This window comes from Sphingopyxis sp. CR5, assembly GCF_059693785.1.
The window spans coordinates 445,305-467,128 of record NZ_JCATIE010000001.1; the positions used below are offsets into that span (position 1 = coordinate 445,305).

19 protein-coding genes are annotated in these 21,824 nt (G+C 66.6%); 13 read left to right on the forward strand and 6 right to left on the reverse strand.

From position 1 onward, the window contains the following. Nucleotides 1–48: 48 nt before the first annotated feature. The 4 genes from AC58D2_RS02170 (at nucleotide 49) to AC58D2_RS02185 (ending at nucleotide 7,599) form a co-directional block, all read left to right on the forward strand. Nucleotides 49–1,644, forward strand: a complete 1,596-nt coding sequence (locus AC58D2_RS02170) for a sulfatase (RefSeq protein WP_497386901.1) — start codon at nucleotides 49–51, stop codon at nucleotides 1,642–1,644. 34 nt (nucleotides 1,645–1,678) lie between these two features. Beyond that, nucleotides 1,679–2,800 (forward strand): hypothetical protein, encoded by a 1,122-nt coding sequence (locus AC58D2_RS02175; protein WP_497386903.1) that lies wholly within the window; start codon nucleotides 1,679–1,681, stop codon nucleotides 2,798–2,800. Nucleotides 2,801–2,804: 4 nt separating this feature from the next. Continuing rightward, nucleotides 2,805–4,706: a family 43 glycosylhydrolase gene (locus AC58D2_RS02180; protein ID WP_497386905.1), complete on the forward strand. Its 1,902-nt coding sequence runs from the start codon at nucleotides 2,805–2,807 to the stop codon at nucleotides 4,704–4,706. 169 nt (nucleotides 4,707–4,875) lie between these two features. Then, nucleotides 4,876–7,599, forward strand: a complete 2,724-nt coding sequence (locus AC58D2_RS02185; protein WP_497386907.1) for a TonB-dependent receptor — start codon at nucleotides 4,876–4,878, stop codon at nucleotides 7,597–7,599. A 99-nt stretch (nucleotides 7,600–7,698) separates the two neighbouring features. Here the strand turns inward: AC58D2_RS02185 and AC58D2_RS02190 are convergent, their stop codons facing one another. Beyond that, nucleotides 7,699–8,241, reverse strand: a complete 543-nt coding sequence (locus AC58D2_RS02190) for a GNAT family N-acetyltransferase (RefSeq protein WP_497386909.1) — start codon at nucleotides 8,239–8,241, stop codon at nucleotides 7,699–7,701. 204 nt (nucleotides 8,242–8,445) lie between these two features. After that, nucleotides 8,446–9,006 carry a hypothetical protein gene (locus tag AC58D2_RS02195; RefSeq protein ID WP_497386911.1) on the reverse strand — a complete coding sequence of 187 codons (561 nt, stop codon included), beginning with the start codon at nucleotides 9,004–9,006 and terminating at the stop codon, nucleotides 8,446–8,448. 305 nt (nucleotides 9,007–9,311) lie between these two features. Here AC58D2_RS02195 and AC58D2_RS02200 point away from each other — a divergent pair, with 305 nt between their 5' ends. Genes AC58D2_RS02200 through AC58D2_RS02210 form a run of 3 tightly spaced genes read left to right on the forward strand, consistent with a single transcriptional unit; the run spans nucleotide 9,312 to nucleotide 12,110 of the window. Next, complete coding sequence (locus AC58D2_RS02200; protein WP_497386913.1) at nucleotides 9,312–11,186, forward strand: PAS domain-containing sensor histidine kinase; 1,875 nt, start codon at nucleotides 9,312–9,314, stop codon at nucleotides 11,184–11,186. After that, nucleotides 11,176–11,811, forward strand: coding sequence for a response regulator transcription factor (locus tag AC58D2_RS02205; protein ID WP_497386915.1), 636 nt, complete (start codon nucleotides 11,176–11,178; stop codon nucleotides 11,809–11,811). The genes AC58D2_RS02200 and AC58D2_RS02205 overlap by 11 nt, the downstream gene beginning before the upstream one ends. A 59-nt stretch (nucleotides 11,812–11,870) precedes the next feature. Next, entirely contained in the window at nucleotides 11,871–12,110 is a 240-nt protein-coding gene (locus AC58D2_RS02210) for a response regulator transcription factor (RefSeq protein ID WP_497386917.1), read from the forward strand. Nucleotides 12,111–12,129: 19 nt separating this feature from the next. Here AC58D2_RS02210 and AC58D2_RS02215 read toward each other — a convergent pair whose 3' ends face one another. Both AC58D2_RS02215 and AC58D2_RS02220 read right to left on the reverse strand, forming a co-directional pair. After that, entirely contained in the window at nucleotides 12,130–13,407 is a 1,278-nt protein-coding gene (locus tag AC58D2_RS02215; RefSeq protein ID WP_497386919.1) for an MgtC/SapB family protein, read from the reverse strand. 41 nt (nucleotides 13,408–13,448) lie between these two features. After that, nucleotides 13,449–13,700, reverse strand: coding sequence for an HP1242/YdcH family protein (locus tag AC58D2_RS02220; protein ID WP_497386921.1), 252 nt, complete (start codon nucleotides 13,698–13,700; stop codon nucleotides 13,449–13,451). Nucleotides 13,701–13,936: 236 nt separating this feature from the next. Here AC58D2_RS02220 and AC58D2_RS02225 point away from each other — a divergent pair, with 236 nt between their 5' ends. The 4 genes from AC58D2_RS02225 to AC58D2_RS02240 all read left to right on the forward strand — a co-directional run bounded on the left by AC58D2_RS02225 (nucleotide 13,937) and on the right by AC58D2_RS02240 (nucleotide 17,046). Next, nucleotides 13,937–14,623, forward strand: coding sequence for a Crp/Fnr family transcriptional regulator (locus AC58D2_RS02225; protein WP_497386923.1), 687 nt, complete (start codon nucleotides 13,937–13,939; stop codon nucleotides 14,621–14,623). A gap of 20 nt (nucleotides 14,624–14,643) precedes the next feature. After that, nucleotides 14,644–15,579 carry a L,D-transpeptidase gene (locus AC58D2_RS02230; protein WP_497386925.1) on the forward strand — a complete coding sequence of 312 codons (936 nt, stop codon included), beginning with the start codon at nucleotides 14,644–14,646 and terminating at the stop codon, nucleotides 15,577–15,579. Nucleotides 15,580–15,707: 128 nt separating this feature from the next. After that, the gene (locus AC58D2_RS02235; RefSeq protein WP_497386927.1) at nucleotides 15,708–16,505 is read left to right on the forward strand and encodes a universal stress protein; all 798 of its coding nucleotides are present in this window, start codon (nucleotides 15,708–15,710) and stop codon (nucleotides 16,503–16,505) included. A 43-nt stretch (nucleotides 16,506–16,548) separates the two neighbouring features. Next, nucleotides 16,549–17,046, forward strand: coding sequence for a response regulator (locus AC58D2_RS02240; RefSeq protein ID WP_497386929.1), 498 nt, complete (start codon nucleotides 16,549–16,551; stop codon nucleotides 17,044–17,046). 33 nt (nucleotides 17,047–17,079) lie between these two features. Here the strand turns inward: AC58D2_RS02240 and trxC are convergent, their stop codons facing one another. Both trxC and AC58D2_RS02250 read right to left on the reverse strand, forming a co-directional pair. Next, nucleotides 17,080–17,547, reverse strand: coding sequence for a thioredoxin TrxC (trxC, locus tag AC58D2_RS02245; protein ID WP_497386931.1), 468 nt, complete (start codon nucleotides 17,545–17,547; stop codon nucleotides 17,080–17,082). Nucleotides 17,548–17,607: 60 nt separating this feature from the next. Then, nucleotides 17,608–19,758: a TonB-dependent siderophore receptor gene (locus AC58D2_RS02250; protein WP_497386933.1), complete on the reverse strand. Its 2,151-nt coding sequence runs from the start codon at nucleotides 19,756–19,758 to the stop codon at nucleotides 17,608–17,610. Nucleotides 19,759–20,143: 385 nt separating this feature from the next. Between AC58D2_RS02250 and AC58D2_RS02255 the strand changes: the two genes are divergently transcribed. Continuing rightward, entirely contained in the window at nucleotides 20,144–20,920 is a 777-nt protein-coding gene (locus AC58D2_RS02255) for an SDR family NAD(P)-dependent oxidoreductase (protein ID WP_497386935.1), read from the forward strand. Continuing rightward, a complete protein-coding gene (locus tag AC58D2_RS02260) occupies nucleotides 20,917–21,708 on the forward strand; it encodes an enoyl-CoA hydratase/isomerase family protein (protein ID WP_497386937.1) in 792 nt (263 codons plus the stop codon). Before AC58D2_RS02255 ends, AC58D2_RS02260 begins: the two co-directional genes overlap by 4 nt. Nucleotides 21,709–21,824 lie beyond the last annotated feature (116 nt).

Consider the following 21,824-nt stretch of genomic DNA (forward strand, 5'->3'; position numbering starts at 1 on the left):
CCACGCCAATCATCGCACGGACAAACCGGGATCGCATCGGGAGGATTTATGAAACAGTTTCTGGGTGCCGCGGCAAGGATCGCGGGCATCGTTGCCGCCACCGCGCTCGCCGCTTGCAGTCATACGCCCCCGGCGTCGGCGTCGCAGGCCGCCGCGACGCCGCCCGCGGTTCCAGCGTCGGCCGCGCGGCCGAACATCCTTCTGATCATGGTCGACGACCTCAAGCCGACGCTCGGTTCGTTCGGCGACCCGGTGGCGATCAGCCCGAACATCGACCGGCTCGCGGCGCGCGGAGCGCGGTTCGAACAGGCCTATGCCGACCAGGCGGTCTGCGCGCCGAGCCGCATCAACCTGATGACCGGCCGGCGTTCGACATCGACGGGCATCTATAATTTCGGCATGGACCTGCGCGACTATATCCCGAACGCGGTCACGTTGCCGCAGCTCTTCAAGCGCGCGGGGTATGAAGCCGAAAGCATCGGCAAGGTGTTTCACGTCGGGCACGGCTCGCACGACGATCCGGCGAGCTGGTCGGTGCCGTCGCGCCGCGACAAGGTTGTCGAATATCTCGAACCTGCCAGCACCGAGGGCAAGCCGACCCGCGAAGAGGCGCTGTTCAACGAAATACCGGTGCCGGGCGATGTGAACATCTTCAAATATGCCTCGACCCTCGCCCGCGGCAAGGCGTGGGAAGATCCCGATGTTCCCGACGACGCCTATGCCGACGGCCGCACGGCCGAGCGCGCCTCGAAACGGCTAGGCGAACTCAAGGCGGCGGGGCAGCCCTTCTTCCTGGCCGTGGGGTTCGCGCGGCCGCATCTGCCCTTCTCGGTGCCGAAACGCTATTGGAATCTTTACGATCCGGCGAAGCTGCCGATGCCCGGTTTCGAGCGGCTTCCCGACGGGGCGCCGACCTTCGCGGGCAAGGTCGGCGGCGAGATCGCGGCCTATCGCCCGGTCCCGCCAAAGGCTCTGGGCGCCGACTATCCCGAGGCGCTGAAGCGCAAGCTGATCCACGGCTATTATGCCGGCGTCAGCTATGTCGACACCCAGATCGGCAAGGTGCTCGACGCGCTCGACCGCGAGGGGCTGGCCGACAATACGATCGTCATCCTGTGGGGCGACCACGGCTGGCACCTCGGCGACCACGGGTTGTGGACCAAGCACACCAATTTCGAACAGGCGGTGCGCCAGCCGATCATCTTTGCCGGTCCGGGGACGGGCGCCCGCGACAGCGCGCCGAAGCAGATCGCCGAGACGGTCGACATCTATCCGACCCTCGTCGCACTTGCGGGGCTGAAGCTGCCGGCGGGCATGCAGTCGCTCGACGGGATGAGCCTTGTTCCGGCGTTGAACGATGCGACGGCGGAAACGCGGCCCTATGCCTATCATTCGTTCAACCGGCCGGGGCGTATCGGGCAGGCGATCCGCACCCATCGCTACCGGCTGGTGCGCTGGACGCAGGAAGCGACGGGCCAGCGCGTCTATGAATTGTACGACCTTCAGGGCGATCCGGGCGAGACGCGCAACCTCGCCGGGACGCGTCCCGAGGTGCAGGCGCGGCTCGAGGCCTATCTCGATGCGCAGCCGGCACCGGCGAGCGTCAATCTGAAGGCTGAGCACGACGCGCGAGCCAGCCATTGACCGCAGGCGCGGACAATCGATCGAGGGGAGAGACATGAAGACAGCAATTCTGGCCGCCGGCGCGGCGATCGCCGGCCTGCCCGGTGCCGCCATCGCGCAACAGGCACTCGGCGCCAATTTCAACGAACATTATGAAGATGTGGACTATCGCGACTTCGCGAAGGCCGATGCGACATGGGTGCGCCTGTTCCTGCCGATGCCCCAGCTCGACAAGGGCGCGGCCGAACATGGCGCGGTCCGCACCACGCTCGACCTCCACGAGCATGGGTATCGAACGATCCTGTCGCTGAAATGGCCCTATCTGAACCGCGACTTTCCCAAGGCGGGCAGCGACGCGATGGACAGGGAACTGGCGCGCCTCGACGCGGTCCTGCCGCTCGTCATGGGCAAGGCCGACATCATCGTCATCGGCAACGAGCCCTATATCGAGAGCCGCGAGGAGGACCGCGACCTCGACCTCAATGCCTTTTACGAAGCGATGGCGGCGCGCGTGATTGCCTATCGCACGGCGCATTGCGGTGCCGGCTGCAAGACGCGTCTCTATATGGGGGCGCTGAACCGTCTCGACCTTCGGAAGCGGATTACCCCGTCGACCGATCGCTGGCTCGCTTTCGTCAAGGCGACGCCCGAACTCGCCGGGGTCGACATCCATCCGCATATCAACCGGATCGAGGATTCGAAGCCGTTCCTCGATTACATCCTGCCGCGGATGCGTCCCGACCAGACGTTTCTCGTGACCGAATTTTCGCTGGTCTGGTGGTGGAAGACCAATATGACGAAGCCGGTCGCGCCGGCTTTTGCAGAGAAATACGGCCTCCCCAAGACCGCCCAGAACTGGCAGGTGGTCAAGGCCGCGCTCGAAGAGCCTTTCGCAAAGCCGATCTGGGACGAGTATCTGGCGAAAAGCCCGTGGTTCGAAAGCCGGAAACATTATCTGCGCAACCAGATGAAGATATTCCGCGATACGGGCCGCCTGGCGGTCGCGACCTACGGGTTCAAGCAGGGCAGCTCCATGTCCGCGCATTTCGGTCCCGACAAGTCGCCGTGGCTGCTCAACAGTGTCTTTGCCCCGCGGACCGTCAAGGCCAACCCCGACGGAAGTGCGGCGGCCAATTATGCCTGGATCGACGATTTCAAGGCGCTTCAGAAGGATTGATGCCGTGTTGATTCGGAAGGGATTCCAGGGACTCGCGCTCCTGTCGCTCGCGATGGCGAGCGCGGCGGCGGCGCAGCCGGCGCCCAAGAAGGCGGTTGCCGACGATATTTTCGCCGACCATCCCTCGATGGACCGGAACGCGACCGTCTTGCCCGCCGCCGATGCGAAGCCGGTGGCGCCGGTCTTCGCCGAGCGCCCGATCGGCGACGCCTCGATGGCGCGGCTGCCCGGCGGCGGATGGATCCTGACCGGAACGCAATTGCGCAGCGGCGCCCGCCACGGTGTCGAGCTGTGGACGTCCCCCGATGGCAAGCGCTGGAAAAACCTGGGCCCGGCCCGGATTTCGGGCGAGGGCGTCGTTCCGGGCGACGTGTCCGAACGCTATCTCGCGCCGTCGGTGACCGTCGCGGGCGACGCGCTCTATCTCGCCTTCGCGGACGAGACCGGGTGCGCGCGCATCGCCACCGGATCGGCGGCCAGACCCGACGGAGGATTTGCCGCCTCGCCATGCCTCGTCGAGGATGCGCCCGATCCGTCGCTATTCGTCGATCGGGATGGCGCGGGCTATCTGTTGTGGGGCGGCGGTTATATCGCCCGCCTTCGTCCCGGCTTTTCGGCGCTCGCCGAAGCGCCGCGATTCCTGAAGCCCGACCAGGCGCTGTTCGCGAAGCATCCGCCGGTGGGCAAGGATTGGCCGGTCCGCGTCCGCGTCGGCCGCGCCGGCGCAACGATGGTTCGCGACGGCGACACATATTTGCTCGCGGCAAGCGAAGTGACCGGGCGGATGCGGACCGCGACCGACGACCTGTTCGTTGCCGAGGCGCCGACGCCCTATGGCCCCTTCACGATGCGGATGCTTGCCGTGCCGCATGCGGGCGGCGGATCGCTGGTGCGGCTTGACGATGGCCGCCTCGCCGCGACCTATAATCCGAAATGCGAAGATGCGTTCGCGATGTTCTGCGAACAGGTCGGACTCGTCCCGCTCGAGCGCGCGCCCGACGGCCGGCTGCGACAGGCGGCGTCGGTGATTACCGAGGACAGCGCAGTCGCGGCACGACAGCCGCTCATCACCAGCGAAACGATGCGCGATCCGTCGGTCACGCTCGGCGGCGACGGCTATTATTATCTTGTCGGTACGCTCGATGGCTACGGCTATCACCGCCCCGATGGCGGGGTGAAGCTGTGGCGCTCGGCCGACCTCAAGCGGTGGGACGAGGTCGGCTTCGTCTGGCGCTGGGAGGACATGGGCTATGATTTCGGCGACAATATCGCCGAACTCTGGGCGCCCGAGATCAAGTGGGTTGCGCGCGACAAGACCTATTATCTCGCCTTTTCCGTGATGGAGCGCGGCGTCGGCGGCAAGACCTGGCTCTATCGATCGAAGAGCGGCAAGGCGGACGGCCCCTACGAGAATGTGACCGACAGCTATTTCGTCAAGGGCATCGACGGATTTCCCTTCGAGGACGACGACGGCCTCTATTTCCTGTGGGGTGGCGGCAGCATCGGCAAGCTGAACGCGGCGCGCGACGGGTTCGAGGGGCCGGTGCGCCAGCTCGTCGATGTCGATGGCGACCATGTCGGCTATGAAGGCAATGGCCTGATCATGGTGAACGGGGTCTACTTCCTGACCGGTGCCGAATGGCACGGACCGCTGCGCACACATGGAACCTACGACATGATGTACGGGACCTCGACCAGTCTGTTCGGACCCTATTCGCAGCGCCGCATGGGGGCGCCGCACGGCGGGCACGGCACCGCCTTCCGCGACAGGGAGGGGCGGTACTGGTACACGATGTTCGGGAACGACCCGACGGCGCCGTGGCGGATGCACTTCGGGCTGGTGCCGATCGACATCGGCGATCCGGCCTCGATCGGCGTCCCGCGAATCGGTGGCGCGGCCGACTGAGCCGGCGAGATTTCGGCCCGAAGTCCGATGCGAAGGGATGCCTAACCGCTTGGGATGACAGGCTTCGCCGATGCCCATAATCACATATGTATGATTTATATTGCCAGTCCGAAGGCGCGTCGCTAATCCGCCTTCAGAACAGGCCCGAATTGCAACAGGGGGGAGAGATATGAGTTTCAATCGGTGTGCGCTGCTGGTGGGTAGCTCGCTGATGGCGCTGGCCGTCGTTCCGGGTGCCGCGCTGGCGCAGGACGCGACCGCCACGGTGGCGGGCGACGATAATGCGGATGCGATCGTCGTTACCGCGATTCGCCAGAGCATCGAATCGGCGCAGGCCATCAAGCGCGATTCGGACGATATCGTCGAATCGATCGTCGCAGAGGATATCGGCAAGCTGCCCGACGTGACCGCGGCGGAATCGCTCGCGCGCATCACCGGCGTACAGGTCGATCGCAATGCCGGGGCGGCGCAGGGCGTCCGCGTCCGGGGCCTGCCCGATCTCACCACCACCTACAACGGCCGCGAAGTCTTCACGGCCGAGGGGCGCTCGGTCGCGCTTCAGGATTTTCCGTCGAACGGCATCGCCCGCCTCGACGTCTACAAGGCGGCGAGCGCCAACCTTCTTGAGCCCGGCCTTGCCGGCCTGATCGACGTCCGCTCGCGCCGCCCGCTCGATTTCAAGGGAACGCGGGTCGCGGGCGCCATCACCGGCCTGCACTGGTACCAGTCGCAGCGGCTGGGTGTGGAGGCCAATCTGCTGGCGAGCACGCGCTGGGAAACCGGCATCGGCGACATGGGCCTGCTGATCGAAGGCTCGTATGCCGACACGAAGTTCATGGATTCGACGCGCGCGGTCAGCCAGACGATCCTCAATCGTACCAATGTCCCCGGCTACGAGGGCGAATCGATCCGTCTGCCGTCGTTCGTCAATACCGCCTATGGCAACGGCAAGCGCTGGCGCCCCAATGTCGCGGCGTCGTTCCAGTGGCGTCCGAGTTCGGACCTCGAATTCTACCTCGATGGCCTGTTCCAGGGCTATCGTGCCGAAAATTCGGCGCGGAACTTCCTGGTCAATTCGGGGGCCGCGGCGATCCTGAGCAATGTCGTCCTGATCCCCGACACCAACCAGATCGCCAGCGTCGACGCCTCCGCCGGGGGCCAGTCGACCGCGCAGCAACAGGTGAACGACCAAAAGACCGACACCTATCAGGCGGGCGGCGGTTTCATCTGGAAACGGGACGGGCTGCGTGTTTCGGGCGATATCGCCTACACCGATTCGACCTTCACCAACACCACCGCGAACATGAACTACACGACGATCCGTCAGCCGACGCGTCACTTCGAGTTCGACACGGCGCAGGGCGTCGGCGGGGGAACGGTGACGCTGTCGAACTTCGACCTTTTCGATCCTTCGCAATATCGCTGGACCAACATGGTCGAGAACGGCAGTCGCGGGACCGGCAGCGGCATCCAGGCGCGCCTCGACCTCGATTACAAGGTCGATCGCTTCGGGATTTCGAACATCCAGGCCGGGGTTCGCTATTCGACCCGCGATGCCGCCAATTATAATTATACCCAGACCGATGTCGCCCCCGCCGGGCAGTTCCTGTCGGTGTTGCCGCTCGATTACGTCAGCGCGCCCGCGGGCTTCCGCAACGACGACGCGACCTCGCTCCTTACCTGGCTGACCCCGACCCGCGACAGTCTGGAGGACAATCTCGACACGCTGCGCACGCTGGCCGGGCAGGCGACGGGACGCCCGGAATGGACGCGCGTCTATACCAGCAATGAAAAGACCTACACCGGCTATGTCCAGGCGCGGTACGATTTCGATATCGGCTCGACGCCGGTGGACGGCCTGATCGGGTTCCGCGCGTCGCGCACGGAAGATTCGATCGAAGGCGTGCGCGCGACGCAGGGCGCGGGTGCATCGGAAGCGGTGATCCGCAACAACAGCTATACCGACTTCCTGCCGAACGTCAGTGCGCGTATCCGCTTCACGCCGAAGCTCCAGCTGCGCCTCGCCTTTACCAAGACGCGGACGCGGCCGGGCTTTGGCGACCTCAACCCCTCGGTCACGATCGGCGCGCTGCCGACGATCTGTACGCCCGATCCGAGCAACCCCGATGCCGGCCCGGACAATCCCGATTGCATCCGTCCGGCCTCGGGCGGCAACCCCGATCTGAAGCCGATCGAGTCGACGAACTATGATGCGTCGCTGGAATATTATTTCAGCCGCAGCGGGTCGATCACGCTCGGCGTATTCCGCAAGGACCTCAAAGGCTTCATCAACAGCTTCACGACCGACATCGAAGATGCCGAATTCGACCGTCTGCGCATCACCCGCCCCGAAAATGGCGGCGACGGCAAGATCAACGGGATCGAATTTTCGGCGCGCACCTTCTTCCGGGCGTCGTGGCTTCCCGACTGGATGGCGAATTTCGGCGCGATGGTGAACTACACCTATCTCGACCATTCGACGCAGCTCGCGCCCTCGCTTGCCGAGACGCTGCCGGGGCAGCAACCGATCGCGGGCGTGTCCGACCATCTGTTGAACCTGTCGGGCTTCTATGACGCCAAATGGGGATCGGCGCGCCTGTCGTACAATTATCGGTCGGGCTATGTCGACGGCTATGGCCGCGTGGTCGACCCCGCGCTCGGTGCGGGCGTCCTCGGTCCGACCTTGCCGGTTACGGCCAAGGGACGCGGGACGCTCGATTTCGCGGGCACGCTTTCGCCGACCCCGGGCATCACCTTCACCTTCAACGCGACCAACCTGCTCGGCGCGGCGCTGCGCAATTCGCGCCAGTTCAATGCCGACGGCCAGAGCTATCCGTGGCAGACGCGCTTCCTGGAAAGCGTCTATCGCGTCGGGGTGCGGTTCCGCTTCTGACCCTGCCAGCCATAGCGTGCGGGCGCTCGCCGGTTCGGAGCCGGCGGTCGCTTGGATCGCGACATGGGGTGCCGATGACGCGCCGGCGGCGGGCGGAGATCAGCGCAGGTCGATTTCGAGCATCGCCAGCGTCGCGTCGCCCGGATAGTCGCGCGAGGTGAAGCCCAGCGTCCGCTCGACCTCGATCGCCCCTCGGTTCGCGCGGCTTTCTATCGCGCAGAGGCGCGACACGCCGCGTTCGCGGGCCAGGTCGACCGCGTGGCGGAGCAGGCTCCAGCCGATCCCGCGGCCCTTGTGAGAAGGCGCGACAGCAATCGCCACCTCGGCCAGTTCAAAGGCGTCGTCGGCAGCGATCAGCAGGCTCGCGACGAGGGCTCCGTCGCTCCGGTCGAAGGCGAGCAGATGTTCGCGATGACGGTGGTCGACGTTCGTCATGGCGGCAAGCTGGGCGGGCGACAGGTGCGACTGGGCGCTCAGGAAGCGGAATCGCATGTCCTCGGGCGACAGGCCGTCGTAGAAGCGCGCGATCCGGTCGGCATCGCCGTCCGAAACCGGCCGCAACGACAACTCCACGCCATCGCGCGTGACGAGGTGCGTCTCGCCGGCTTCGGAGAGCGAGATATCCAGCAGCTGTTCGGTCATGGCGTATGTCCTGGCTCGGGTTGGTGGAAACGCGGCGGGCGGCGCAGCGACAATGTCCCGCGGATTCGCAGATGCGATGACGATGCGGCCTTCGGCGCCCGCGACGGAGGGCGGCGGCGGGGCGACGATTCGGAGGGGACGGTCATCGCGAAACTCCTTTCGCGCCGATATTAGGGGGTCGGGCCCGCGGCGCATTGCGTAATGTTACGAGGCCGGGTCGACCCGCCTCGCGCGTGAAAGGATCATCGCGGTCCCCAAAACCAGCAGATCGAGCGCGAGCAGCTGGACCGCCCTCGTCGTCAGGGGGAATGGCCAGCCGAAACCGATGGCCAGCGCGACGACGACCGTCGCTGCGCTCGACAGGGCGAGCCAGGGACGCCCCCGCCTGGTGGTTGCGGCGACGACCCCGCGGGCGAAAGCCGCAAAGACCAGGGCCGCCGACAACGCAAGCGCGATCGCGGCATTGCCAAGCAGCGGGTTCGCAATCAGCATCGCCGCTGCGGCCAGGTATCCGGCACCGCCCGCGGCCCATCCGACACGCACCGTCCGACGCCGCATTCGTGCCGCTTCGTGAAGCTGGACTATCCCCGCCACCCCGATCATCGAAATGATCCAGAGCACCGCCGCGATCGTGAGCATGAAGGGCCGCGCGGCGAACTGGAGATAGAGGATCAGCACCAGTGCGCCGAGACTGACCGCCAGCGCCCAGACGAGATAGCCATCCCCGTCTTGCGGTTCGCTGTCGTTTGCTGCGAGCGGGGTCATCGGCCATCCTTTGCTTCAACCGGCTGGAGGGCGAGGATAGACGGCCGGTGGCGTGCCGGCTGTCCGAAAATCTACGGATGCCGGGCGCGCGGCCACGCGCCTATTCGCAAGGCCGATTGTCCATCGCGCCTCTCCATCGTTCCGGCCCTTTGCCGCCTGGACCGAAATCCTTAGGGTGTTCGACGCGGGTCGCCGCGCGCTACGGTGCCTGCCGCCCTCCGTATTTCTGTCCCCGTCCTCAAGTCGTCATGCTATGATATGGCGAATTCGTGCCGTGGGGCGGTGCGGAACGGGGCGGTTATTTCATGGCGATAATCGATCAATCCTTTTTCGTGCGCGTTGTGGCCGCGACAGCGATTGTTTGTTCGGCGGCGCTCGTTCGCCTGGCACTCGGGCCCTGGCTGGGCGGCCATGCACCGTTTCTCCTCTTCACGCTGGCGATCCTCGCCGCGGCCGTGGTCGCGGGATCGCGGGCAGCCGCTGTGGCGACCTTTCCCGCGCTTGCTTTCGGTCTCCATTTCGCGGCCCCCCGCGAGCGTGACGCGCTCGAAATCCTGGTCGCCGTCCTGTTTCTGGCGACCGCGGCGGGGATCATCCTGCTTGCGCGGAGCCGCCAGTCGATCCGGCGCCGCGTCACCGACAGCGAAAAGCGGCGCGCGCGGGAAGCGGCGCGGGCTGGCGGGCTGGCGGAGGAACTCAACCTGCTGATCGACGGCGCACAGGGGCATGCGATCTATCTGCTCGATGCCGAAGGCCGGGTCGCGATCTGGAACAATGGCGCGCTTCGCCTCGTCGGCTGGGAGGAGGGCGAGATCCTGGGACGCGACGCGTCGGTCTTTTATCCCGCCGACGCGGTCCAGGCCGGCCGGTCCGCCCGGGACCTGGCGCAAGCCGCGCTGCACGGCAAGTTCGAGGCCGAGGACTGGCGGGTTCGCAAGGACGGGTCCGAATTTCTGGCCGACGTCTCGATTACGGCCCTGTATCATCAGGACGGCAATCTGCGCGGCTTCGCGACGGTCGTGTCGGACATCACCGATCGCCGGGCGACCGAGGATGCGCTGCGTTCGCAGGAAAGCCATTTGCGCTCGATCCTGTCGACGGTCCCCGATGCGATGGTCGTCATCGACGATCGCGGCCAGATCCTTTCGTTCAGCGCGGCCGCCGAGCGACTGTTCGGTTATAGCGAGGACCAGCTGCTGGGCGCCAATATCAGCGTCCTGATGCCGTCGCCCGACCGCGAACGTCACGACGGCTATATCCGGCGCTATCTCGAAACCGGCGAAAAGCGGATCATCGGGATCGGGCGCGTGGTTTTCGGTCAGCGCAAGGACGGATCGACCTTTCCGATGGAGCTGTCGATCGGCGAAGCGGTGGGCGAGGCGCATCCGTTGTTCACCGGCTTCATTCGCGACCTGACCGAACGACAGAAGACCGAGGCGCGGCTGGAATCGCTGCAATCCGAACTCATCCATGTGTCGCGGCTCAGCGCGATGGGGACGATGGCGTCGACATTGGCGCACGAACTCAATCAGCCGCTGACCGCGGTCGCCAATTATGTCGAGGCGATTCGCGATATGCTCGCGGCGCCCGATCCCGACGACATGCCGATGATCCGGGAGGCGCTCGACGACACCGCCAAAGAGGCGTTGCGCGCGGGGCATATCGTCCGGCGACTGCGCGATTTCGTCGCGCGCGGCGAGGTCGAGAAGACGATCGAGAAACTGCCCGCGCTTATCAACGAAGCCGCGGTGCTCGGATTGATGGGCGCGCGCGAACGCGGGGTCGAACCGGTTTTCGACCTGGACCCCTATGCCTCGCCGGTGCTCGTCGACAGGGTCCAGATCCAGCAGGTGCTGATCAACCTGATCCGCAACGCGGTGGAAGCGATGGCCGAAAGTCCGGTACGGCGGCTGACGGTTTCGAGCCGCCCCGACCAGCCGGGATTCGTGCGGGTCGTCGTCGCCGATACCGGCGCCGGCGTAACGCCCGCGGTCGCCGAGCAGCTTTTTACGGCCTTTGTCAGCACGAAAACCGATGGCATGGGGTTGGGGCTGTCGATCTGTCGGACGATCGTCGAGGCCAACGGCGGACGCATATGGATGCGGCCCGGCGCCCACGGCGGGTCCGAATTTCATTTTACATTGGTCAGCGCCACAGCGGGGGAACGCGATGACGGATAGGAAACTGGTTCATATCGTCGACGACGAGGAGGCGATTCGCCGCTCGGCGAGCTTCATGCTCAAGACATCGGGCTATGCGGTCCAGACCTGGCCGCACGGTGCAGCCTTTCTGAAGGAGGTGCGGCACGTTCCCGAAGGCTGCATCCTGCTCGATGTCCGTATGCCCGAAATGGACGGGCTGGACGTGCAGCAGGCCCTGCTGGACCGTGGGGTAACGATGCCCGTGATCATCCTGACCGGCCACGCCGACGTGTCGATCGCGGTGCGTGCGATGAAGGCGGGGGCGGTCGATTTCCTGGAAAAGCCTTTTGAAAAGACCGCGCTGATCGGGGCGATCGAAGCGGCCTTCGACCGGATGGCGGCGTCGGACAGCGCCGCCGCGCGCGCCGCCGAAGCCAATGTCGTGCTGGGCGTCCTCACCCCGCGCGAGCGCGAAGTGCTCGAAGGGCTGGCGCAGGGCCTGCCGAACAAGACGATCGCCTATGACCTTGGCATTTCGCCCCGTACGGTTGAGGTCCACCGCGCGAACCTGATGGCGAAGCTCGACGTGCGCAGCCTTTCGGATGCGCTTCGTCTCGCCTTCGCCGCGGGCTTGGGGGGCGACGATATAGGGACCAATACGTAGCGACCCGTGCGAACGCCTGCCGTTAAGGAAAGGCGCATGTCACAACGGCCCTTTCCCGCATGAGCCGCCGGCTCGCCCCGCGCCCTTCGGTCGACTGCCTGACCGAACGGGAACGCGATGTCGTCGCCGGTCTCGTTCGCGGCCTGACGAACAAACAGATCGGCCAGGAACTGGGGATCAGCCACCGCACCGTCGAAATTCATCGCGGCCGCGCGATGCGCAAATTGGGGACGCCGACCCTCGCTGCGCTTTTGACGACGGTCCTGCCGCAACGCGCCAAACTGCCCTTGCGCGACTGACCACCGCGTCTGGCCTGCGTCATGCAAGCAGGAAGGGCAGCATGGCCAGGCCCGCCGCCACGCTGCCCAACAAGGGCATTGCGCCCAGCCAGCCGCCACGTGACCGTGCGACCGCGATCGGGATTGCGGCCTTGAACAGCGTGTTGGCCATGACCGGCGCCGCGACGACGAATCCGGCGGTGCGCGGGTCCAGCACGCCGCTCGGCAGGCCGCCGATGGTAATGATCGCGGCATCGACGTCGGCGATGCCGGACAGCGCGAGCAACACCGCTATCGCATCCTCGCCAAGCCGGCCCATCAACCAGCGGACGAGCAGCGCCATGGCCATCACCAGCGCGGTCAGTCCGAGCGCCGCGGCGAAGTTGAGCGGGTTGCGCAGGACGGGCGCCGGACTGGGACCCGCGGGGGCGCGGCGGGCAACGATCATCGCCGCGACGGCGGCGGCCACGCTGACGAGAGCCGCAGGCGCGACCAGGGCGGTCAGCGTCCCGAGCGCGACCGGCGCGAGCAGCGTGACGAGGATGACGACCCGGACGAGCATCACCGCCGACGCAGCGGCGATCCCGGCCACCCAGGTGGCGGTGCCCGCCGGCTCGTCGCGCAACCGTGTCGCGAGCGCGGTGGTGACCGCCGTCGACGACACCATTGCGCCGGCCGCCGCCATGACCAGCGTGCCGCGCGTCGCGCCGAACCGTCTCGCCGCGATGTAGCCGGCAAAGGAAAAGCCGGAAACGAGGACGACCACCAGCCACAATTGCCGGGGGTTCCACGCGTCATAGGGGCCGAGCCGCGCATCGGGCAGCAGCGGCAGGATGACGAGCGCGATCAGCGCAAAGCGGGCAATCGCGTCGACCTCGGTTTCGCTCAGGCCGTCGACCCAATGGTGAAGCTGCGGCCGCAGCGTCAGCAACAGCGTTGTGGCGACAGCGACTATAGCCGCGAGCTGGGGTTCGCCGGCGGTCGCAAGAAAGCCGCACGCCAGCGCGACCAGCGCCGCCAGGCTCGCGGTTCCGCTGACCGTGCCATTGCGCCGGGTGGCGCGGAGATAGCCGAGAATGAGCAGGGTCAGCGCCGCGCCGAGCAGCAGGGTCGAGACGGTCCGGTCGACCCGCTCCATCGCGCCGGCCAGCCCGCCTGTCAGCGAAATCAGGCCATAGGTGCGGATGCCCGCGAAGCGGCTTCCGTCGGCCAGGTGGCGAAGCGTCCAGCCGCGCTGGACCCCGATCAGCAGACCCAGCCCGAGCGCCAGGCCGAGGTCGAGAATGGGTGCCAGCAGCGGGGTGGCCGGTGTGAACATGCCGCCTCCCTTTCGCCAGGCCGTATCGCGAGTGGCGGCGGTCAGCGGCTGCGTCGGCGCGCCGCGACCCGCGCGGCGACTGAGTCGAGCAGGTCGAGCCGCTGCCGTTTCAACGCTTCGAGCCGATCGTCCGATGCGGCATCGAGTCCGCTTTCGATCCGGTCGATCTCGCGCTCGATCCGGTGATAGCATTCCGACAATTCGCGGAACTGCGCATCGTCGACTTTCATGTCGTGCAGGATATCCCCGTCGTCGGGGAAAAGGGCGTGAAGGTCGTGGCCGACTTCGCTCATCGTGGTTCCCATCTGTGTCTGGGGGACGGATCCCCGCTGGATTTGCGCCGCTGATGCGGCGGATGGGCGTCGGCGTCGCTACGCAATTCCCCTTATGCCGCACGCATCCCAACGGCTCATACGTACTCTTCCTTACTCACAGCCGCGGCGCGCTTCTCTAGAAGGCGGCGCATGACCCACTCGATCCCTTCCGGCGGCCGCTGCGCCGCGCCCGTACCGACCCTTGGGAGGATGCGATGAGCGACTGCGCATCCTGCGCCGTGCGCAACCGAGCCATCTGTTCGGGACTCGACCCCGACGAGTTGGCCGAGCTGGGCCAGATGGGCCGTCGCCAACAGATAAAGGCTGGCCATACCCTGCTTTGGGAAGGGGACGACGTTCCGCTCGTGGCCAATGTCCTGCGCGGCGTGCTCAAGCTGGTCGTCGCATCGTCGGCCGGCCGCGAGCAGATCGTCGGAGTCGTCTTTCCCTCCGACTTCATCGGCCGGCCGTTCGGCGAGGAGAGTCCCTACAGCGTGACCGCGATCACCGACGCCGAAGTGTGCATCTACAACCGCAACAGCTTCGACGCCTTTGCCAGCACGCATCCGCACCTGCAGCAAAAGCTGCTCCACCGGACGCTCGACGAGCTCGACCGCGCCCGCTACTGGATGATGCTCCTCGGCCGCAAATCCGCGTCCGAACGCGTCGCGTCGTTCCTGCTCGACATTTCGGACCGTCTCTCGGCCCAGGGCGGAGAGGCGGATGCCGAAGCGTTCGAGCTGCCGTTCGGCCGCCAGCAGATCGCCGATATTCTGGGCCTTACCATCGAAACGACCTGTCGCCAGCTGACGCGGATGCGGTCCGACGGATTGCTCGATCTGCCGTCGCGCCGCACCGTCGTGATCCACGATCGCCGGGCGATGGAACGCATGGCTGGGTAGGCGCACCCGTGCGGCATGGCGTGGCGGCAATCGTGCTGGCGGTCATGCCGGCACCGGCGCTCGCATCCGCGCAGCCGGCGCCAACGCCGCCGACCATTGCTGGCGCGGCGCAATCGCTGAAGCCGGGCGACTATCTGTGGGCGCCGGAGGTGGCGCCGCACGGGCCGCTGCTCCTGATCGTCAGCCTCGCCACCCAGCGCGCGACGCTCTATCGCAACGGCATTCCGATCGCCATCTCGACCGTGTCGACGGGGCGCCCGGGCCATCGCACCCCGACCGGTGTTTTCACCATCCTCCAGCGCGCGGTCGAGCATTATTCGAGCCTCTACGACGACGCCCCGATGCCATATATGCAGCGGCTGACATGGGGCGGGGTCGCGCTGCATGGCGGCAACCTGCCGGGCTATCCCGTCTCGCACGGGTGCATTCGCCTGCCGCACGAGTTCGCGCGGCTGCTCTACGGCGTGACGCACCTCGGGATGACGGTAATCGTGACCGACGCCGCGGCGGTGCCGCATCTCGCCCCGTCGGATCCGATCGCGTGGAGCGAAGCCGGCGTTGACGCGCGCGGCGAGTGGCATCCCGAACGCGCACCGGAAGGACCGGTTTCGGTCGTCATCAGCGGGGCCGACCGGCGAATGGCGGTGCTGCGCAACGGAACGCTGATCGGCGAAGCGCCGGTGACGATCGCGGGTCCGCTGACGGGGACGTCCGTCTTTCTGCTTCGCGGCGACGCGGCCGATCCCGAATCCTGGGTCGAGGTGCGCCTGCCCGCCGCGATCGGTGGCGCGGTGCAGGATCTGCGCGGCCGGATCGCGACCGTGCCCGAATTTCGCGCCGCGGTCCTGTCGGTACTCCAGCCCGGTGCAACGGTCGTGGTCACCGCCGATTCGTTCTCTCGAAGCGCCGCCGAACAGCCGCTGCTCGAATCGGACGCGCCCGCGCCGGGCAAGTAGGACGCGGGATGCCGGCGTCGACATCGACGCGCCGGGCCGCGGCCCGCGCTCATCCGTATCATTGCGCATATCGGCCGCCGCCGCCGCTCCCTAGGCCTTTCCTCCAATCCCCATCCGAGGAGGCGGCGATGAAGAATGTCCTTTTGCTGGTCCACGGCGACCGCGGCCAGGAAGCGCGCCTGCAGGCGGCGCTCGATATCGTCCGGGCCATCGACGGTCATCTCGCGTGTATCGACGTCACGCCTTATCCGGTGATCGCCAGCGACGCCTTCCTCGGCTATGCCGACGCAGCGGTCGTGCTCGACGAGCGCGAGAGCGAGGCGCGGAACAAGGCGGCGTTGACCGACCGGCTGCTGCGCGAGGATGTCAGCTGGAGCTGGGCCGACGTCATGGGGGACATGGCCGAATCGGTGCTCGACGCCGCCGATCTTGCCGACCTCATCATCCTCAATCGCGCCCTCGACGGCTATCCGCTTCCCGACATGCGCAGTATCGCAAGCCGCATTGTCGCGCGCAGCAGCGCGGCGGTGCTTGCCGTGCCCGAAACGCTCGAACGCTTTGCCTTCGATCGCGCGCTCGTCGCCTGGGACGGCGGACGCTCGGCCGCGGCGGCGCTGCGAGCGTCGGTCCCGCTGCTCGCGATGGCAAGCGAGGTCGAGCTGTTCATGGTCCGCGAGAGCGACGACGCGATCGATCCCGAGCAGGCCGCCACCTATTTGTCGCGTCACGACATTCATGCCGATGTCCGCATCGTCGATCGCGTCGGCCATCTGCCCGACGTCCTGATCGGACGCGAAGGCGAATCGTGGCGAGCCGATTATGTCGTGATGGGGGCCTATGGCCGCGGACGCCTGCGCGAAACCTTTGGCGGCGTCACCCGGCGCATGCTCCAGGACAGCGCACTGCCGCTGCTCCTGGCGCACTGACGGGGAATCGTTCGCGCCGATGGATGCTCTCCGCCCGGACAGGATGGCGCGCGCCTTCGCCGCGTCGCCCCCGGCCCGCCCCGACACGACCGAAGACGAAGATTTCTTCGCACGGCGAATGGGTCGCCAATCGGGATGTCCGGCGATGTCGAACAGTTCCAGGGGCGCGGTCGCGCGGCCCCGCATCCTGATCGTCGAGGACGATCCGGGCGCTCGCCGCTCTCTGCTCCTCTTGTTGAAGGGGCGCGGTTTCGACGTCGCCGCGCATTCGACGATGGCACAGGCACTCGCCGATGCCGCGCTCCATCCGCCCGACTGCCTCGTGACCGACTACCGGCTGAACGACGAGGACGGGATCGACCTGCTCGATACGCTGCGCCGCAGCGGGTGGGGCGGGCCGGCGATCCTGATATCGGCGTTCGCCTCGCCCGGATTGTCGACACGCGCCGACACAGCGGGTTTCACGATGATGTTCGACAAGCCGCTGCGCGAACATGCGCTCGTCGATGCCGTCCGGCGTTTGACGGCGAAGGCGGATTAGGGCGCACCTCCGGCTGCGCGTCGCGCCCGCCGTCTATCGATCGGGAGGCGATGTGCCGGCCTGCTGGCCGATCGCCGCCCTGGCCCAGCGGAGCAGGCCGGCGCGATCCATCAGTCCCGACTGGCGCGCCACCTCGCGACCCCCGGCGACGATGGCGAGCGTCGGGATCGAGCGGATCGCGAACCGTGCGGCGAGGGCTGGCTCGGCCTCGGTATCGACCTTGACGAGCGTCATATGCGGCTCCAGGTCCCGCGCGGCGCCCGCGAAAACGGGAGCCATCGCCTTGCATGGCCCGCACCATTCCGCCCAGAAATCGACCAAGACGGGCAGGGTGCCGGTCCGCGTGAGCCGGTCGAACCGGCGCATGTCGACCGCCTGCGGCCCGCCGGCGAACAAGGCGGCGTGGCATTTGCCGCAGCGCGGCGCATCGGCCAGGCGCGACCGCGGGACGCGGTTGGCCGCTTCGCATGTCGGGCAGATCAGGATCTCGGGGTCCGCCATGACCGCCAATGTGCCATGATCGCACCCGATCCCCCAAGCAGAAACCGCGTGCGCGGTGCGTCAATATTGATAGCGCAGCGTCAGCGTCACGTTGCGCGGTTCGCCATAGGCAAGCTGGTTGTAAAAGCCGATCTGCGAATAATAGGTCTTGTCGAACAGATTCTCGGCGTTGACCTGCAACGACAGGCCACCCGGCAATTGATAGCGCGCCATCAGGTTGACGAGCGCATAGGGGCGCACCTCGAGCCGTTCGTCGAGCCCCGTGACCGGGTTGACCGTGTCGGTATAGCTCAATCCTTCCCAGTTCACCCCGCCGCCGATCGTCAGCCCGTCGAGGCCGCCCGCGAAGCGATAGGTGGTGAACAGGCGCAGCAGCTTTTGCGCGAACAGCGTATTGATGCGGTTCCCGTCGGCGTCCTTCGCCTTGAACTGCGTATAATTGGCCGCAACCGACCAGCCGGGCATGACTTCGCCATTGGCTTCGACTTCGAACCCGGTGCTGCGCGCGCCGGGCGCGGCATAATAGGCCTGGTTGATCGTGCCGGGGACGAGCTGGCCGGGGTCGGCCTGCGCCAGATTGTCCTGCTCGATGCGAAAGACCGACAGCGCGGTGTTCAGCCGTCCGCCGAAAAAGCTGCTTTTCAGGCCAGCCTCATAGTTGACGCCGTCGACCGGCGGCAGGAAATCGCCGTTGCGGTCCTGATTGTTCTGCGGCTGGAAAATCTTGGTATAGCTCGCATAGAGCGTCTGCCCCGGCACGATGTCGAAGAGCAGGCCGGCATAGGGCAGGAAGCGGTTGCGGTCGCCGAAGTCGGCCGCCGTGCCATAGGATACGCCGCTGCGGTCCCAACTGCTGAGGCGCCCGCCGGCGATCAGCTTGAGCCCGTCGGTCAGCGACAGGCGTGTCGCGCCGAAATAGCCCCATTGCCGCGTCGTCTGATCGAGGTCGTGCGACGCGGTTCCGCTCCATACCGGCTCGGGGTAGCTGCCGTCCCAATCGAAGAAGTCGCCCGGCGTCGCGACGGTCGCGAAATCGGCGGCATAGCTGAAGAAATCGAGCGTCTGGCGCGCATAGCTCGCGCCAAGGATCAGGTCATGCTCGCGGCCGAATAGGCGATATTTGCCGTTCAATCGCGCGCCGACGTCGAACTGCCTCAGGTCGCCGCGATAGTTGGCGGGAAAGGTCCCCAGGCCGAACCCGGTGGCCTTGTCGACTTGCCCCGAAAGATAAAGGAGCTGCATGTCGCTCTTGTTGCGCGAATAATTGCCATAGAGCCGCAGCGTCCAGTCGGCGCCGAAATCCTGTTCGAGGTTCGCGAACACGGTGCGGTTGGTCGAGGCCCAGCGCGTCCAGTCGGCGCCGATCGTCTTCGATCGCGCCCAGTCGGTGCGCGTCCCGTCGGTGAACCAGACGGGCAGGCCGCCCCATTGCGTGCCGCGCGGGCTGTTGTCCTGGTAGCTGATCCCGGCGCTCAGCCGCGTATCGGGGTTCAGGTCGGCATCGACGACGCCATACAGCACCAGTCGCTTGTTGTGGAGCAGGTCGGTAAAGCTGTCGCCTTCCTCATATTTGGCCACGGCGCGGGCGCGCACGGCGCCGTTGGCGCTGAGCGGCGACTGGATGTCGATCATGCCGAATATGGTATCCCAGCGCGCCCCGGCCGCGGTGACCGTTGCGGCGAACCGGTCGCTGTCGGCGTGCTTGCGTACCAGGTTGATCGACGCCGACGGATTGCCGGCGCCCGACAACAGCCCCGTCGCCCCGCGGACGATTTCGACGCGCTCGTACAGCGCGACATCGATCTCGGACTCGCCCGCGCTATAGCCCGCGTCCCAGTTCAGCGGGATGCCGTCGATCTGATAGCTGTCGATTTCGAACCCGCGCGCCGAAAAGCCGTTGCGCGTCGTGTCGAAGGCTTTCGACGAGACGCCGGCGGCATTGTTGACGACGTCGCTCAGCGACCGCAGCCCCTGGTCCTCGAGCCGCTGTGCGGTCATCACCGTGACCGACTGCGGGGTCTCCTGGATCGAAAGGCCGAGGCCGGTCGCCGAATCGAGCTTGTCGTTGGTCGTGTACGATCCGGTGACGACGATATCGTCGTTGGCGTCGTCGCGGGTCGACTGGGCGGCGGCGGGCGCGAGCGCCGCACCGAAACCGGCTGCAAGAGCAAGCGCGGACAGGGCTGGACGAGCGGGATGGAGAAACGACAAGAAATACCCCCTTCAAGCATGACGGCGATTCGCTATTGCGAATTATTCGCAGCCGCTAGTGCGGGTGATGGCCTATGTCAACAGCGAGCATACAGGATGCGGTGCGGCAAGGCTCGCAGGACGTCGGGCGATCGGTCGGGAGGGGGCGGTGCAACGCTTGAACCTCATCCCCCGCCCGCCGCGCTTCCGCAGCCGCGACGGGGGAATAGGTTGTCTGTGCACAAGAGGAACAATAAGAGAACAAAAGCGCCATGTCAACGCATTTCCGCGCAGCTGCGCAATGCTTAGTATTAAAAGTTTATTGCCGCGCGCGGTTGACGTAAAGGGAAAGCCGATTATCCCGGCGCCTGTTCGGCGTCGACGGGCGTGACGATGGGAGAGAGACATGAGCAACGACCCTGTTTTCGATCTGACCGGGCGCGTCGCGCTGGTGACCGGTGCCTCGTCGGGGTTGGGCGCCGGCTTTGCGAAGGCGCTTGCGGCCGCGGGAGCAAAGGTCGTGCTCGCCGCGCGCCGCGCCGACAAGCTCGCCGAGCAGGTGGCCGGAATCGAGGCGGCGGGCGGGCAGGCCGTCGCGGTGTCGCTCGACGTCACTGACGAAGCCTCGACCAAGGCCGCCTATGACGCCGCCGAGGCCGCCTTCGGCATCGTCGATACGATCGTCGCGAATGCCGGCGTCGCGACCGAAAAGGTCGCGCTGGGGCTCAGCGTCGACGACGTCGACGGCCTGCTCGCCGCCAATGTCCGCGGCGTGTTCCTGACCGTGACCGAAGGCGCGCGCCGTCTCGAAGCCGCCGGCAGCCGCGAGCGCCAGCAGGGCCGCATCGTGATCATCGGATCGATCACCGCCGAAAAGATTTTTCCCGCGACCTCGGTCTACGGCGCGACGAAGGCGGCGGTGCGCCACATGGGCAAGGCGCTCGCGCGCGAATGGGCGCGGCGCGGGATCAATGTGAACGTCATCCAGCCGGGCTATTTCGAATCCGAAATGACCGCCGACCTGTTCAACAGCGAGGCGGGCAGGAAATTCGTCGCGACCTTCCCGCGCCAGCGCCTTCGCCCGCCGAGCGACCTCCACGCGCCGTTGCTCTTCCTGTGCTCGGACGCCTCGCTCGGCGTCACCGGCAGCGTGATCACCGTCGACGACGGGCAGACGCTGTGAGCGGCGAACTGCTGGTCGAGGCGCGCGGCGCGGTCGAGATCGCGACGCTCAACCGGCCCGAGCGACTGAACGCGCTCAGCCAAAGCCTGGTCGACGAACTCAATGCCTATTTCGGCGGCCTCGCCGACCGCAAGGCGGTGCGCGTCGTCGTCCTGCGCGGCGCCGGGCGCGGTTTCTGCGCCGGGCTCGATATTCAGGAGGATCGTGCGACCGACGAAACGCCGGTACTGCGGACGCTCCGGACCCAGACGCGCATCGGCAACATCTATCGCAAGATGCGCGCCTGTCCCCAGCCGATCATCGCGCTCGGCCACGGCGCCGCGGCGGGCGGCGGGTTGTCGCTGCTGCTCGCCTCCGACGTGCGCTATGCCGCGCCCGATTTCCGCTGCAACGCCGCTTATATCCGCATCGGGCTCGGCGGCTGCGACATGGCGTCGAGCTATTTCCTGCCGCGCCTCGTCGGCGCCAGCCTCGCGTCCGAAATGATCCTGACCGGCCGCTTCATCGACGCGCAGCGGGCGCTGTCGGCGGGTCTGGTCAGCGAGATCGTCGATGCCGACGCGCTGCTCGACCGCGGCCTCGCGCTCGCCGACGAGATGCTGTCGACCAGCCCGTGGGGCCTGCGCCTGTCGAAACAGGCGCTCAACCTCAACATCGACGCGCAGAGCCTCGACGCGGCGATGGCGATCGAGGACCGCCAGCAGGTGATCCTCTCGGCGACCGAGGATCATAAGGAAGCCCTCGCGGCCTTCCTCGCCAAACGCCCGCCCGAGTACCGCGAACGATAGAAAATTGTCCGCCCGATTGCCTTTGCGAAATATATTGGCATAATTGCTGCCAATATATTAGATAGCAGGGGAGGGGGCGATGGCCGCACGCTTTTCGACTGGGGGGTCGATGCCGC

Excerpts from the sequence above, each read along its gene's own strand:
- AC58D2_RS02170 (WP_497386901.1), top strand. The coding sequence starts at position 49 with ATGAAACAGTTTCTGGGTGCCGCGGCAAGGATCGCGGGCATCGTTGCC.
- AC58D2_RS02175 (WP_497386903.1), top strand. The coding sequence starts at position 1,679 with ATGAAGACAGCAATTCTGGCCGCCGGCGCGGCGATCGCCGGCCTGCCC.
- AC58D2_RS02185 (WP_497386907.1), top strand. The coding sequence starts at position 4,876 with ATGAGTTTCAATCGGTGTGCGCTGCTGGTGGGTAGCTCGCTGATGGCG.
- AC58D2_RS02190 (WP_497386909.1), bottom strand. The coding sequence starts at position 8,241 with ATGACCGAACAGCTGCTGGATATCTCGCTCTCCGAAGCCGGCGAGACG.
- AC58D2_RS02195 (WP_497386911.1), bottom strand. The coding sequence starts at position 9,006 with ATGACCCCGCTCGCAGCAAACGACAGCGAACCGCAAGACGGGGATGGC.
- AC58D2_RS02200 (WP_497386913.1), top strand. The coding sequence starts at position 9,312 with ATGGCGATAATCGATCAATCCTTTTTCGTGCGCGTTGTGGCCGCGACA.
- AC58D2_RS02205 (WP_497386915.1), top strand. The coding sequence starts at position 11,176 with ATGACGGATAGGAAACTGGTTCATATCGTCGACGACGAGGAGGCGATT.
- AC58D2_RS02210 (WP_497386917.1), top strand. The coding sequence starts at position 11,871 with ATGAGCCGCCGGCTCGCCCCGCGCCCTTCGGTCGACTGCCTGACCGAA.
- AC58D2_RS02215 (WP_497386919.1), bottom strand. The coding sequence starts at position 13,407 with ATGTTCACACCGGCCACCCCGCTGCTGGCACCCATTCTCGACCTCGGC.
- AC58D2_RS02220 (WP_497386921.1), bottom strand. The coding sequence starts at position 13,700 with ATGAGCGAAGTCGGCCACGACCTTCACGCCCTTTTCCCCGACGACGGG.
- AC58D2_RS02225 (WP_497386923.1), top strand. The coding sequence starts at position 13,937 with ATGAGCGACTGCGCATCCTGCGCCGTGCGCAACCGAGCCATCTGTTCG.
- AC58D2_RS02235 (WP_497386927.1), top strand. The coding sequence starts at position 15,708 with ATGAAGAATGTCCTTTTGCTGGTCCACGGCGACCGCGGCCAGGAAGCG.
- AC58D2_RS02240 (WP_497386929.1), top strand. The coding sequence starts at position 16,549 with ATGGCGCGCGCCTTCGCCGCGTCGCCCCCGGCCCGCCCCGACACGACC.
- trxC (WP_497386931.1), bottom strand. The coding sequence starts at position 17,547 with ATGGCGGACCCCGAGATCCTGATCTGCCCGACATGCGAAGCGGCCAAC.
- AC58D2_RS02255 (WP_497386935.1), top strand. The coding sequence starts at position 20,144 with ATGAGCAACGACCCTGTTTTCGATCTGACCGGGCGCGTCGCGCTGGTG.